Origin of the sequence: Microbacterium testaceum (genome assembly GCF_001476655.1) — a bacterium.
GTDB lineage: Bacteria > Actinomycetota > Actinomycetes > Actinomycetales > Microbacteriaceae > Microbacterium > Microbacterium testaceum_C.
In genome coordinates this window covers 18,433-30,354 of sequence record NZ_LDRT01000164.1, presented here as the reverse complement: position 1 = coordinate 30,354, position 11,922 = coordinate 18,433, and the positions used below count along the sequence as shown (strand labels likewise).

15 protein-coding genes and 1 tRNA gene are annotated in these 11,922 nt (G+C 69.5%); 13 read left to right on the top strand and 3 right to left on the bottom strand.

Annotated elements, in window-relative coordinates; all coding sequences use genetic code 11:
* From NS220_RS17465 to NS220_RS17445, 5 genes are all read left to right on the top strand, one after another.
* Positions 1-631 (top strand): DsbA family protein (locus NS220_RS17465; RefSeq protein WP_153004352.1); only part of this gene is annotated, 631 nt, incomplete at its 5' end.
* A gap of 54 nt (positions 632-685) precedes the next feature.
* A tRNA-Thr gene (locus NS220_RS17460) sits at positions 686-761 on the top strand.
* A gap of 95 nt (positions 762-856) precedes the next feature.
* Positions 857-1,033, top strand: a complete 177-nt coding sequence (locus NS220_RS17455) for a hypothetical protein (protein ID WP_058625258.1) — start codon at positions 857-859, stop codon at positions 1,031-1,033.
* 61 nt (positions 1,034-1,094) lie between these two features.
* On the top strand, positions 1,095-1,988 hold the full coding sequence (locus tag NS220_RS17450; RefSeq protein ID WP_058625257.1) for a suppressor of fused domain protein: 894 nt from the start codon (positions 1,095-1,097) through the stop codon (positions 1,986-1,988).
* Positions 1,989-2,115: 127 nt separating this feature from the next.
* Positions 2,116-2,298, top strand: a complete 183-nt coding sequence (locus tag NS220_RS17445; RefSeq protein WP_058625256.1) for a hypothetical protein — start codon at positions 2,116-2,118, stop codon at positions 2,296-2,298.
* Positions 2,299-2,321: 23 nt separating this feature from the next.
* On the opposite strand, the gene NS220_RS17440 is transcribed toward NS220_RS17445, so the two are convergent.
* Positions 2,322-4,211, bottom strand: a complete 1,890-nt coding sequence (locus NS220_RS17440; RefSeq protein ID WP_153004351.1) for an alpha-amylase family protein — start codon at positions 4,209-4,211, stop codon at positions 2,322-2,324.
* Between the two features lie 122 nt (positions 4,212-4,333).
* Here NS220_RS17440 and NS220_RS17435 point away from each other — a divergent pair, with 122 nt between their 5' ends.
* The 3 genes from NS220_RS17435 to NS220_RS17425 all read left to right on the top strand — a co-directional run bounded on the left by NS220_RS17435 (position 4,334) and on the right by NS220_RS17425 (position 6,729).
* Complete coding sequence (locus tag NS220_RS17435; RefSeq protein ID WP_058625255.1) at positions 4,334-5,347, top strand: hypothetical protein; 1,014 nt, start codon at positions 4,334-4,336, stop codon at positions 5,345-5,347.
* The gene (locus NS220_RS17430) at positions 5,344-5,715 is read left to right on the top strand and encodes a GntR family transcriptional regulator (RefSeq protein WP_058625254.1); all 372 of its coding nucleotides are present in this window, start codon (positions 5,344-5,346) and stop codon (positions 5,713-5,715) included. The genes NS220_RS17435 and NS220_RS17430 overlap by 4 nt, the downstream gene beginning before the upstream one ends.
* A 72-nt stretch (positions 5,716-5,787) precedes the next feature.
* On the top strand, positions 5,788-6,729 hold the full coding sequence (locus NS220_RS17425) for a DMT family transporter (RefSeq protein ID WP_193755412.1): 942 nt from the start codon (positions 5,788-5,790) through the stop codon (positions 6,727-6,729).
* A gap of 78 nt (positions 6,730-6,807) precedes the next feature.
* Here NS220_RS17425 and NS220_RS17420 read toward each other — a convergent pair whose 3' ends face one another.
* Together NS220_RS17420 and msrB are read right to left on the bottom strand one after the other, a co-directional pair.
* Positions 6,808-7,359 carry a nitroreductase family protein gene (locus tag NS220_RS17420; RefSeq protein ID WP_058625261.1) on the bottom strand — a complete coding sequence of 184 codons (552 nt, stop codon included), beginning with the start codon at positions 7,357-7,359 and terminating at the stop codon, positions 6,808-6,810.
* Positions 7,360-7,373: 14 nt separating this feature from the next.
* On the bottom strand, positions 7,374-7,781 hold the full coding sequence (gene msrB, locus NS220_RS17415; RefSeq protein WP_058625253.1) for a peptide-methionine (R)-S-oxide reductase MsrB: 408 nt from the start codon (positions 7,779-7,781) through the stop codon (positions 7,374-7,376).
* Between the two features lie 74 nt (positions 7,782-7,855).
* Here msrB and NS220_RS17410 point away from each other — a divergent pair, with 74 nt between their 5' ends.
* The 5 genes from NS220_RS17410 to groL all read left to right on the top strand — a co-directional run bounded on the left by NS220_RS17410 (position 7,856) and on the right by groL (position 11,871).
* Positions 7,856-8,845, top strand: a complete 990-nt coding sequence (locus NS220_RS17410) for a DUF2332 domain-containing protein (protein ID WP_058625252.1) — start codon at positions 7,856-7,858, stop codon at positions 8,843-8,845.
* A 9-nt stretch (positions 8,846-8,854) separates the two neighbouring features.
* A complete protein-coding gene (locus NS220_RS17405; protein WP_058625251.1) occupies positions 8,855-9,100 on the top strand; it encodes a DUF3263 domain-containing protein in 246 nt (81 codons plus the stop codon).
* 35 nt (positions 9,101-9,135) lie between these two features.
* On the top strand, positions 9,136-9,732 hold the full coding sequence (locus NS220_RS17400; protein WP_058625250.1) for a LytR C-terminal domain-containing protein: 597 nt from the start codon (positions 9,136-9,138) through the stop codon (positions 9,730-9,732).
* 134 nt (positions 9,733-9,866) lie between these two features.
* Positions 9,867-10,070 (top strand): cold-shock protein, encoded by a 204-nt coding sequence (locus tag NS220_RS17395; RefSeq protein WP_013585848.1) that lies wholly within the window; start codon positions 9,867-9,869, stop codon positions 10,068-10,070.
* 181 nt (positions 10,071-10,251) lie between these two features.
* A complete protein-coding gene (gene groL, locus NS220_RS17390) occupies positions 10,252-11,871 on the top strand; it encodes a chaperonin GroEL (RefSeq protein WP_058625249.1) in 1,620 nt (539 codons plus the stop codon).
* The last annotated feature ends 51 nt before the right edge of the window (positions 11,872-11,922 follow it).

The window sequence follows — 11,922 nt, the reverse complement described above, 5'->3', positions numbered from 1 at the left end:
GTACACCCGGATGTCGACGGCGGCTCCCGTCGACATCCGGGTGTACGTCGACTACCTCTCCACCGAGGCGCGAGAATTCCAGGTCGCCAACGCCGAGCAGCTCTCCAAGTGGGTCGACGAGGATGCCGCGACCCTCACGTACTACCCCGTGGCGATGCTCACCTCGAAGTCGAACGGCACGAAGTACAGCTTGCGGGCGGCCGGAGCCTCCGCCTGCGTCGCGACGCACGCCTCGGACCGTTTCTTCGCGTTCAACCACGAGTTGCTGACCAACCAGCCGGCCGTGGATTCCGAGGGATACAGCGACCAGCAACTCGCCGATATGGCGCAGGGCGCCGGCGTCAGCGACGTCGACACGGTGCGCTCCTGCATCGAGGACGAGACCTACACCGGGTGGGCCAAGGCTGCGACCGACCGTGCCATCAAGGGTCTGCCCGACACCAAGGGTCTTGCGCTCACGACGCTTCCGACGGTCCTCGTCAACGGCACTCCGTACGTCGGCCACATGGACGACCCCAAAGAGTTCGCGCAGTTCGTCCTGACGATCGACAGCAACGCCTACTACTCCACGGCGACGCCGACGCCGACCCCGACCCCGAGCCCGACGCCGACCGCCACGCCCGCGGGCTGACCCCGTCCCGCCGTGCGCGGGGAGGGAGCCGCGGATCGCTAGACTTGGTGGTCTGCCGGCTTGGCGCAATTGGTAGCGCACCGTACTTGTAATACGGGGGTTGCAGGTTCAAGTCCTGTAGCCGGCACCAGACACCCCGTCGGGAGCTGGCCGCCCGACGCGACACCGTTCCGGCGGGCCGCCGAGCGTTGCGCCCCGAACGACCTCGCGGATACGTTGGGGCGGATGTCAGAGCGTGTTTCGGATCGGGTGCGGAGGCTCCTGGTGGAGCAGCCGGAGATCGTCGTACGCTTCACCGCCGCCATCGCTCCGGAGAGCTTCCACCACGCGGTCCGATCGAACGGCGCAGTGCTCTTCCTCCACCCGGTTCACCGCGACCTCGTGGATCAGCTGCGGGGATAGCGACCGTCTCCGGTTTTCTCCGACCGGGGTTCCCCCGGCCGGTGGACGCGAAGATGGTCGCATGGGATTTCTCGATCGGTGGCGGCAGGACAAGACGGACCGGGACTCCTCGCGCGACGCGGAGTCCTCCGTGGAGAGGGAGCCGGGGGAGGGCGTCTTCGCGGGCCACGTCTTCGACGCGCTGAGGATCGACCCCGTCGTGATCGGGGAACCGATCGGCGGTTCCGTCCTCGTCGTTGAGAAGCGTGTCCCGAACGGACCCATCCTCGTCATGACCTCGGGGGCTTCGAGACTCCCGACGCAATCCGGCGAGCAGGTCGAGCTGGCGGTCGAGGTGATCGACGGCCAGCAAGGTGCGGCGCGCGTCGCCCTGTCGATCGTCTGCGACGACATCGCCCGCAATCGTCGTGTCCCTCCGGTGGGCGTCCCCTGGCGCAACGACCAGCCCTTCCTCAACGGCACCCGGATCTCGGCGATCCTCGCGACCCCGTCGCGCTGGGGCGCACCGTTCGACGAGGTGCGTTCCGCCGACGGCGCGCTCCGCGGTCACGTGCGCACCCTGCGGCTTCTCACCGACGCGGAGGCCGCCACCGCGTCGGCGATCGGGTGGGACGCGCTCGTGGAGAAAGCCGGAACCGTCGACGCGTTCCTCGACGTCACGCGAGAGGACGTGGTGGACAATCCCGGCTTGCCCGGGAACGCACCGGTCTTTGTGACCAAGCTCCACGCGGAGCACCCGCCCCGGTGGGTCACCTTCACGGGCGGTTCTCTCGAGTCGGTGACGGGGCGGGAGTCCCAGGACTTCATGGACGACGCGGCGAACCACGAGATCTGGTCCGTCGAGTCGTTTCTCGCTCGTTTTCCCCAGGTCGCGGGCTTCGTGCGCGAGGCGAAGCCCGGACAGACGGCGCTGTTCACGGATGCCTCCGGCGCCTACACGATCGAGGAGGACTGATCTCCCCGAGTTCGCCGCCGACGACCCGCGGCCGCGCGAGCTCTTCGCCCACTGTTCACATGATCGGAACGTCGCCGATGCCGCGCCTGCCGCCGATCGTGGCATCGTGCCGGGGAGGAGGAACTCCATGGCCCGTGCTCGCCTCGTCACCCACGCGTACCGCTACCCCGAGGGGTGGCAGGAGGTGAAGCACGAGCGCCTCACTCGGGCACACGCCCAGGCGCTGAGCGCCCAGGGCTTCACCCTCGTTCGAGCCCGGCGCGGGTTCTTCGATGTGCGGGAGGTCTCACTCAGCTGGTACCTCGGCTGAGGCGTCGCGCAGGGACCCGGACCTCAGCGCAGCGCGACGCGCCACCACGCGACGCCGTGCGCGGGGAGGGTGCGACCGGGGCGCAGGGAGATGTGCGCCCCCTCGATGAGATCGACCGCGTCCGGGGCGAGACCCGAGAGGGTCAGCGCAGCGATGTGGACCGCGTGATCCCCGACGTTCGCGAGCACGAGAACCGAGCTCCCCGCGAGCCCCGGTCGGAGGAATCCGACGACCGCATCGTGGTGGGCATCGAAGGGGATGAGCTCGTTGCCCGCGAATTCCGGCGTGCTCCGACGCACGTCGATGAGCCGTGAGAGTCGGGCGAAGACGCGTCCGGCCGGGGTGCCGGCATCCGTGCGATCGGCGTACTCCTGGGCGGGACGGAAAGGCCGGTGCACCCAGCGGCTGTCTCCGGCTTCGTCGGCGCGATCGCGATAGCCGTAGTCGTTGAGCTGGGCGACCTCGTCCCCGAGATACAGCAGGGGGATGCCGCCGCTCGACAGTGCGAGGGCGTGCGCCAGCACGACTCGGTCCTCGCCGCCCGCGTCGCCCGCCTCGATCCCGGCGAGGGAGGCGGTGGTCCCCGTGACCCGGGCGTCGCCGGTGCGGGGGTTCTCCTGGAACGGGACGCCGCGGGCGAAGGTGCCCTCGGCCCGCCCGACGTAGAAGTCGTTGAGGAAGCGACGGTGCGGATAGCCCTCGATGCCGAGCTCGGCGGCATCCTCGTCGGCGAACGTCCAGCCGATGTCGTCGTGGCTGCGCACGTAGTTGACCCACGCGGTGCCTTCCGGGAGCGCGTGCCGCCGCTCGAGGGCCTGCTGCAGCAGACGGCCGTCGCGGGTGGCGAGCGCCTCCCAGGTCAGGGCCATCTGCAGCGGGTTGTAGGAGATCTGGCACTCTTCCGGCGAGATGTACGAGACGACCTCGTCGGGGTGCACGATCGCCTCCGACTTGAAGAGCAGTCCCGGGGCGGCCATCCGCAGCACGGCGTTGAACGCCTGCAGGAGCAGATGCGCCTCGGGCAGGGACTCGCACGTCGTGCCGAGCCGCTTCCAGATGAAGGCCACGGCATCCATCCGCAGGATCTCCACGCCCTGGTTGGCGAGGAACAGCATCTCGCCGGCCATGGCCTCGAAGACGGCGGGGTTGGCGTAGTTGAGGTCCCACTGGAAGTGGTAGAACGTCGCCCAGATCCAGCGGCCGTCGTCGAGCTGGACGAACGAGCCCGGGTGGTCGTCGGGGAAGATCTCGCGCGTGGTGCGCTCGTACGCGTCGGGCATCTCGCGGTCGGGGAAGATGAGGTAGAAGTCCTCGAAACCGCTGGCTCCGTCGACGGCCTTCTGTGCCCACTCGTGCTCATTGCTCGTGTGATTGAAGATGAAGTCGACCACGAGCGAGATCCCCGCCCGGCGGAGGTCCGCGGCCAGCTCGGCGAGCTCCTTCATCGTGCCGAGCGCCGGGTTCACGCGGCGATAGCTCGACACCGCGTAGCCGCCGTCACTGTTGCCCTCGGGGCTCTCGAACAGCGGCATGAGGTGCAGGTAGGTCAGCCCGAGCTCGCGGAAGTAGGGGATGGACTCGCGGATGCCGCTGAGTCGGCCCGCGTACCGATCGACGTAGCAGACCCCACCGAGCATGCGCTCGCTCTCGAACCAGTCCGGGGTGCTCTCGCGGTCGCGATCGAGGGCCTTCAGTGCGGGCGGACGCTCGCTCCAGGATCGCCGGGCGAGATCGACGACGGATGCCAGGCGCTCGAGCCCGTCGGGACGATCGCCGTACAGCTGCACGAACAGCTCGTGCAGGCGGGGGAGGTGGAGTTCTGCGTTCGCGAGGAACTCGCGATCCGCTCCGGACGTGGTCAGGTCGGAGAGGATCCGCGCGACGTCGCGGGAACCGGGGCTGAGCGGGGTCACGGGTCACAGCTTGTCGCATGCGAGGAGGTGTGGCCAGGACCGACGTGCGGAAAGCCTGTCTTTCGATTGTGTCGCGTTCGTGATACTAATTGTATTAGCAACGTGACACGAAAGGTCGCAGTATGAGCACCCTCCATCCCCGCGGTCTCGCGAGCGCCCTCGCGCGGATCTCCCCCTTCGACCTGGTCGGGGCGCTCCTGTCGTCGCCCGTGGTCTCCGCCGCGCTGGCCGTCGTCGCCGCCGTCGCGATCGCCGTGATCACGCGTCGTGCAGGGGCGATCGCGGTCGCCGGCCCGCGCGGCGAGCGGGTGGCGCTCGCCGGTATCGCGTGCACGGTCGGGGTCGTCTGGCTCCTCGACGTCGTCCTGCGCGGCTACGTCTTCGACCTGTCGGCCGCGGTGTCGTGGTGGCGCTTCGCCGTCGCCCCGACGGCGGCGGCCGTCGGTCTCGCGCTCCTCGCGGTCGCGATGAGGACGAGGCGGCCCCGCCGCAGCCTCGACCCGGCGATGGCGGTCCGGCGGACGTGGACGAGCTTCGGGCCTCGCCGCGGCATCCTCTCGTTCACGATCCTCGGCGCGGTGGCGGTCGCCCTGCCCCTCGTGTTCGGGGGAATGTCCACGGCGTTCGAGCCGGGCCTCGCCGCGCACGTGGCCCTGGAACTGCCGAACACCGACGAGGCGCCCGTCATCCTCCCGTTTCCCGGCTGGGCGTACGGCATCCCTCTGATCCTCTCGATCGTCGCGCTCGCCGCGGCGCTGCTCCTCGCCCTGCACCGAAACGCCGTGCGTCCCTTCCCCGACGATGTGCCCCTCGACGTCGAACGCGTCCGTCGCGCGTCCGTCGCGCGAGACGCCGTCATCCTCGCCGCCGGCGCGACGCTCATCGCGCTGGCGGGGATACTGCGCCTCGCCCGTGCCGCGGTGACGACCTCGGTGACGATCATGACCGATTCGAGCACGGGGCCGGCTCTCAGTGTGAACCTTCCGCACGCCGATCTGATCCTGGTGGGAGGCATCGTCGCCCCCGTTCTCGAGATCTGCGGCTGCCTGCTGCTGGCCCTGCTCGCCCTGGGAGGCATCCGGGTCGCGGCGGCGCCTCGTCGACGCACGGTCGCCGCGCGGGAGCTGCGGTCATGACGGATGCCGCGCCCCCCGCCGTGGAAGAGACCGGCTCCACCGCCGATATCCACCGGTTCTTCCGCGGGCTGATCATGTCGGGCCGGCTCGGTGCCGGAGAGAGGCTCCCCACGGTGCGTCAGGCGGCCGCCGACTTCGGCGTCGCCCCGGGAACCGTGCAGAAGGCGTACCGGTCGCTGGAGAACGACGGTCTCATCGTCACGCGCGTGGGATCGGGCACCCGGGTCGCCCCCGGCGTCGCCGCCCTGCCGGCGGAGCTGACGAGACAGCTCCGTGCCCTGGTCGAGGCGGCCGTCGCGGAGGGGGTCGCTGTCGAGACGCTCGCCGATGTGCTCCGCGTGATGTGGGACGACGCTCGGATGCCATGACCGTGCCGGCGCAGTGAGCGGCGCACCGTACGATCGACGGTGGTCATCGAACGGGGGCCGGAGGGGAGAGCGGTGTCGGAGCGCGGTGCCATCGGTGTGGCCGTCGGGGGAGCGGTGCTCATCGGCGCCCTCACCGCCCTGCAGGCGCGCATCAACGGCACCCTCGGAGCGGAACTCGGCGACGGCATCGTGGCGGCAGCCGTGTCGTTCAGCTCGGGGCTGTTGATCCTCCTCGTTCTCTCTGCCCTGATCCCCGAGGGGCGACGCGGGTTCGCGCGCCTGGTCGGCGGCATCCGGAGTCGCTCGATCCCGCCATGGATGCTCCTCGGCGGACTCGCCGGTGCCCTCACGGTCGCGAGTCAGGGCCTCACGGTCGCCACGATCGGGGTCGCCCTCTTCACGGTCGGTTTCGTCGCGGGTCAGACCTTCGGAGGCCTCGTCCTCGACCGCGTGGGCTACGGACCGGCCGGGGTCGTGCCCGTCACCGTGCGCCGACTCATCGGTGCGGCTCTGGCGATCGCCGGGGTGGTGGTGTGCTTGTCGGGCGACGCGCTCGGTGGCGTTCCCCCGTGGATGCTGATCGTCCCCGTCGTCGCGGGCGCCGGTGTGGCGTGGCAGCAGGGGACGAACGGTCGACTCCGTGTGCGGGTCGAGAGCCCCTTGACCGCGACACTGGTGAACTTCATCGGCGGCACGATCGTCCTTCTCGCCGCCGCGATGGTGCACGTCATCGCGGTGGGGGCCCCGCGCGTCGTGCCGACGGCGCCGTGGCTCTACATCGGCGGCGCCGTCGGGGTGGTCTACATCTTCCTGTCGGCGGTGGTGGTGCGCCGGACGGGCGTCCTGCTGCTCGGCCTCGGGTCGGTGGTGGGTCTGCTCAGCACCTCGGTGCTCCTCGATGCGCTGTGGCCCGCTCCCGCCGCGCCCTCCACACCCGTGGCGCTGCTGGCCGCCGCGGTCGCGATCGTCGGTGTCGTCGTCGCGGCCGTGCCGTGGCGGCGTCGGCGCGCCTGAGCGACCGCAATCGGAGCGGCGCGCCGAGACCGCACCCGCCGAGCGGATGCGGTCTCGTGAAACGGGTCAGGAAACGGGTCAGAGGCGCGCGTCGGGGGCTTTGCGATCCTTCTTGCCGCCGGGGAGGCGCGAGATGTGCCGGGTGGCATCCACGGTCTTCCGACGAACCGGGCGCGAGCGCTGCGGCTTGCCCCCGACGTAGAGCCAGCCGAGCAGGACCTCGCCCTTTTTCAGACCGTGGGCCTTCGCGAGCGACTTGCTCCGAGTGTTGTCGTCGGTGCGCCAGAACACGCCGAACCCGGCCTCGTCGAGGGCGAGGCTCAGCATGTGCGCGACACCGGACGCCACGGCCTCCTGTTCCCACGCGGGGATCTTCTTCGACGACAGGTCGGCGACCACCGCGAGGATCAGGGGCGCACGGCGCGGCTTGGAGGAGTACCCCTTCTTGCCGTCGGCCTTGTTGAGGGCACGGGCGAGGAGGTCGCGGTCGCTCCCGCGGATCTCGATGATCCGCCACGGGCGCAAGGTCTTGTGGTCGGCGACACGACCGGCCGCGGCGACGAAGGCCTCGAGCTCGACGCTCGTGGGGGCGAGTTCGGTGACCTTCGACCACGATCGGCGATCCCGCATCGCCTCCAGTGCGCTCACGCGTCGCTCTCGGGGGTGAAGGTGAGCGACAGCGAGTTCATGCAGTAGCGGTCACCAGTGGGCGTGCCGAAGCCGTCGGGGAAGACGTGTCCCAGGTGCGAGCCGCAGTTGGCGCAGCGCACCTCGGTGCGCTGCATGCCGTGGCTGTTGTCGTCGATCAGCTCGACCGCCTCGGGGCGCACCGACTCGTAGAAGCTCGGCCACCCGCAGTGCGAGTCGAACTTCGTGCCGCTCTGGAACAGCTCGGCTCCGCACGCGGCGCACGCGTAGAGGCCGGCGCGGCTCTCGTCGAGGAGTTCACCGGTCCAGGCGCGCTCGGTACCGGCCTGGCGCAGCACCGCGTACTGCTCGGGCGTCAGTTCTTCGCGCCACTGTTCGTCGGACTTGTCGACGGCATAGGTCATGGGGAAGTCTCCTTCTTTCGCGTCCTATTCTCTCGTGCCGGACGGCGCCCCGGTCGGCGCGAGAGAATTTTCGGATGCAACAGGATGCCGTGACCTTCGTCGTCGACCGCTACAGACGGTTCGCCCGAGACGAGGCCCCCGGACGTTCCGCGCTCTATACGAGCTGGGCCGAGCGCGTCGTCGCCGATCCCGCGGTGGCCGCGGTCCTTGCACGCATCGTCGAGACCCACCGCCAACCACCGCTCGTGTTCGCCGTGATGCGACTGCTGGGGGCTCCCGAAGGCGATGTCGACGCATGGGCGGCCTGGGTCATCGACAATGCCCAGGCCCTCGTCGCCGAGAGCGACCGCCGCAGCGTGCAGACGAACGAACCGTTGCGCTGCGCGGCGTTGCTGCCCGCGCTCGCGCTCATCGAGGGGCCGATCGCTCTTCTCGAGGTCGGGGCGAGTGCGGGGCTCTGCCTCTACCCCGACCGCTACTCCTACCGGTATCGCCGTGACGACGATGTCCTCGCGCTCGACCCCGCGGACGGGCCGAGTCGCGTCGTCCTCGCGTCCGAGCTGGAGGGCGCGCCTCCGCTTCGGATGCCGGAGATCGTCTGGCGCGCGGGCATCGACCTGCACCCGCTCGACGCCGGCGCCCCCGAGGACCGGGCGTGGCTGACGGGATTGGTGTGGCCGGGCGAGGAAGGGCGCCGCGAGCGCATCGTCGGCGCCCTCGACATCGCGGCATCCGATCCGCCCCGCCTCGTCGCGGGGGACGGAGCGGCCTGCCTCCCGGCGCTCGCCGCGGAAGCACCGCGGGGTGCGACGCTCGTCGTCACGACGCCCGGTGTCCTCGCCCACGTCCCGCGGTCGCACCGCGCCGAGGTGATCTCCGCCGCGCGCCGCGCGGGACGCTGGATCACGCTCGATGCTCTAGGCCTGCACGACGGATGGACGAGCACTCCGCCGGTGCGACGGGACGGCTTCGCGCTCGCCCTCGACGGCGACGTGTTGGGGAGCGCCGATCCGCTCGGGGCGTGGGTGGCGTGGCATCCGGAAACCGGAGTCGGCGCGCAGTAGCGTGGCGCCGTGCCTCTTTCGGACCGCGACCGCGACATCCTCGCCTTCGAGGGTGAATGGCGCCGTCACGGGGGTGCGAAGGAGGAGGCGATCCGGCATGCGTTCGATATCCCGCCGGCGCGCTACTACCAGCTCCTCGGCCGTTTGATCGACCGGCCCGAGGCCCTCGCTCACGACCCGATGCTGGTGCGCCGTCTGCGGCGACTGCGCGACGGGGAGACGGCAGCGCAGCGCGAGCGCGCGGCAACCCTCTGATGGGGCACAGAGGCGAGGACCGGTAGCATCGTCCAATGGCCAGATCGACCTTCCCTCGGGATCGCTTCGACGACCTTCCCGCCGAATCCGGCCGCGTCGGCGCCCATCGCGCCGAGAATCCGCACCTTCGGGGATGGATCGTGTTCCTCTGGGCCGCCGTGGCCACGGTGGTGCTCATCGTGGTCGGCATCTTCGGCACGCTCGTGGTGTCGGGGCGCATCTCCTTCGGCTCCGAGCCTGTCCCGACGCCGACGATCGCGCCGACGACCCCGGCCGTGATCGACACCTCCTATTCGGTGGTCGTGCTCAACGGCACGTCCGACGAAGGACTCGCCGGCAATCTGCGCGATCAGATCATCGCGGCGGGCTGGTCGGCGGACACGGTGCAGACGGGCGACTCCGACACGACCGACTTCGCGTCGACGACGGTCTACTACCTGCGCGACGACGACGAGCAGGCCGCGCGGGGGCTCGCCGATGCCATCGGCGGAGCAGACATCGCTCAGAGTGACTTCCTGCAGCCCACCGACGACCCCAACACCCCCGACGACGAGAGTGCCGAGAAGCGCCTCATCGTCGTGATCGGCCTCGATCGGGCGACGGCACAACCCGCGGCGACCCCCACCCCCTGACGCGCCCGCGGCCCGCGTGTTTCCGCGGCGTAACAAGTTGGCTGCACGCAGGTCAACAATGCCGTCAGGGGCCGTTTCGACGCGTATCGCCGTGCTTACGATGACCTCGTCATCAAGCAGCACAGGAGATTCGCATGACGCAGGGCACCGTCAAATGGTTCAACGCCGAGAAGGGTTACGGCTTCATCACCGTGACGGACGGCCAGGACGTTTTCGTCCACTACTCGAACATCGAGATGTCGGGCTTCCGCGTCCTCGAAGAGGGGCAGGCGGTGGAGTTCACCGTCGGTTCCGGCCAGAAGGGCCCGCAGGCCGAGTCCGTGCGCCTGATGGCCTGACGCGACTTCCCACACACCTTCCCGTACGCCGTGGCATCCGTTGGACGGATGCCACGGCGTCGTGCTGTGCGGGGGCGGACGCGGCTTGCACTCCCTAGGGGCGAGTGCCAGAATGAGTTAGCACTCGCTTTCGTCGAGTGCCAAATCTGGAAGTCACCCGTCCGGGAGGGACGACACACTTATGGCAAAGATCATCGCTTTCGACGAGGAGGCCCGCCGCGGCCTCGAGCGCGGCCTCAACACGCTGGCCGACGCCGTCAAGGTGACGCTCGGCCCCCGCGGTCGCAACGTCGTGCTCGAGAAGAAGTGGGGCGCCCCCACGATCACGAACGACGGCGTCTCGATCGCCAAGGAGATCGAGCTCGACGACCCGTACGAGAAGATCGGCGCTGAGCTGGTCAAAGAGGTCGCCAAGAAGACCGACGACGTCGCGGGTGACGGCACCACCACGGCCACCGTCCTCGCCCAGGCACTCGTTCGCGAGGGCCTGCGCAACGTCGCCGCCGGCGCCGACCCCATCAGCCTGAAGAAGGGCATCGAGAAGGCCGTCAAGGCCGTCACCGACGAGCTTCTCTCCTCGGCGAAGGAGGTCGAGTCGAAGGAGCAGATCGCCGCGACCGCGTCGATCTCCGCCGCCGACCCCGCGATCGGCGAGCTCATCGCCGAGGCCATCGACAAGGTGGGCAAGGAAGGCGTCGTCACCGTCGAAGAGAGCAACACGTTCGGTACCGAGCTCGAGCTCACCGAGGGTATGCGCTTCGACAAGGGCTACATCAACCCCTACTTCGTCACCGACCCCGAGCGTCAGGAAGCGGTCTTCGAAGACCCGTACATCCTGATCGCCAACCAGAAGATCTCCAACATCAAGGACCTTCTGCCGATCGTCGACAAGGTGATCCAGGAGGGCAAGGAGCTCCTCATCATCGCCGAGGACGTCGAGGGCGAAGCCCTCGCGACGCTCGTGCTCAACAAGATCCGCGGCATCTTCAAGTCGGTCGCCGTCAAGGCTCCCGGCTTCGGCGACCGTCGCAAGGCGCAGCTGCAGGACATCGCGATCCTCACCGGTGGCCAGGTCATCACCGAAGAGGTGGGCCTCAAGCTCGAGAACGCGACCGTCGACCTGCTGGGCCGTGCGCGCAAGGTCATCATCACCAAGGACGAGACCACGATCGTCGAGGGTGCCGGTGAGTCGGAGCTGATCGAGGGTCGCGTGACCCAGATCCGCCGCGAGATCGAGAACACCGACAGCGACTACGACCGCGAGAAGCTCCAGGAGCGTCTCGCGAAGCTCGCCGGTGGCGTCGCCGTCATCAAGGCCGGAGCCGCGACCGAGGTCGAGCTCAAGGAGCGCAAGCACCGCATCGAGGACGCCGTGCGCAACGCCAAGGCCGCTGTGGAAGAGGGTGTCGTCGCCGGTGGTGGCGTCGCGCTCATCCAGGCCGGCAAGACCGCGCTCGCGAACCTGGAGCTCGTCGGTGACGAGGCCACCGGTGCGAACATCGTGCGTGTCGCCATCGAGGCCCCGCTCAAGCAGATCGCGCTCAACGCCGGTCTCGAGCCCGGTGTCGTGGCGAACAAGGTCGCGGAGCTCCCCGTGGGTCACGGCCTGAACGCCGCCACCGGCGAGTACGGCGACCTGTTCGCGCAGGGCATCATCGACCCCGCCAAGGTCACCCGTTCGGCGCTGCAGAACGCCGCGTCGATCGCGGGTCTCTTCCTCACGACCGAGGCCGTCGTCGCCGACAAGCCCGAGAAGGTCGCCGCTCCCGCGGGCGACCCGACGGGTGGCATGGACTTCTGATCCACGCTCAGGCATGACACGAGTGGCCCCCTCCTTCGGGAGGGGGCCACT

Excerpts from the sequence above, each read along its gene's own strand:
- NS220_RS17455 (WP_058625258.1), top strand. The coding sequence starts at position 857 with ATGTCAGAGCGTGTTTCGGATCGGGTGCGGAGGCTCCTGGTGGAGCAG.
- NS220_RS17450 (WP_058625257.1), top strand. The coding sequence starts at position 1,095 with ATGGGATTTCTCGATCGGTGGCGGCAGGACAAGACGGACCGGGACTCC.
- NS220_RS17445 (WP_058625256.1), top strand. The coding sequence starts at position 2,116 with ATGGCCCGTGCTCGCCTCGTCACCCACGCGTACCGCTACCCCGAGGGG.
- NS220_RS17435 (WP_058625255.1), top strand. The coding sequence starts at position 4,334 with ATGAGCACCCTCCATCCCCGCGGTCTCGCGAGCGCCCTCGCGCGGATC.
- NS220_RS17430 (WP_058625254.1), top strand. The coding sequence starts at position 5,344 with ATGACGGATGCCGCGCCCCCCGCCGTGGAAGAGACCGGCTCCACCGCC.
- NS220_RS17420 (WP_058625261.1), bottom strand. The coding sequence starts at position 7,359 with ATGCGGGATCGCCGATCGTGGTCGAAGGTCACCGAACTCGCCCCCACG.
- msrB (WP_058625253.1), bottom strand. The coding sequence starts at position 7,781 with ATGACCTATGCCGTCGACAAGTCCGACGAACAGTGGCGCGAAGAACTG.
- NS220_RS17410 (WP_058625252.1), top strand. The coding sequence starts at position 7,856 with ATGCAACAGGATGCCGTGACCTTCGTCGTCGACCGCTACAGACGGTTC.
- NS220_RS17400 (WP_058625250.1), top strand. The coding sequence starts at position 9,136 with ATGGCCAGATCGACCTTCCCTCGGGATCGCTTCGACGACCTTCCCGCC.
- NS220_RS17395 (WP_013585848.1), top strand. The coding sequence starts at position 9,867 with ATGACGCAGGGCACCGTCAAATGGTTCAACGCCGAGAAGGGTTACGGC.
- groL (WP_058625249.1), top strand. The coding sequence starts at position 10,252 with ATGGCAAAGATCATCGCTTTCGACGAGGAGGCCCGCCGCGGCCTCGAG.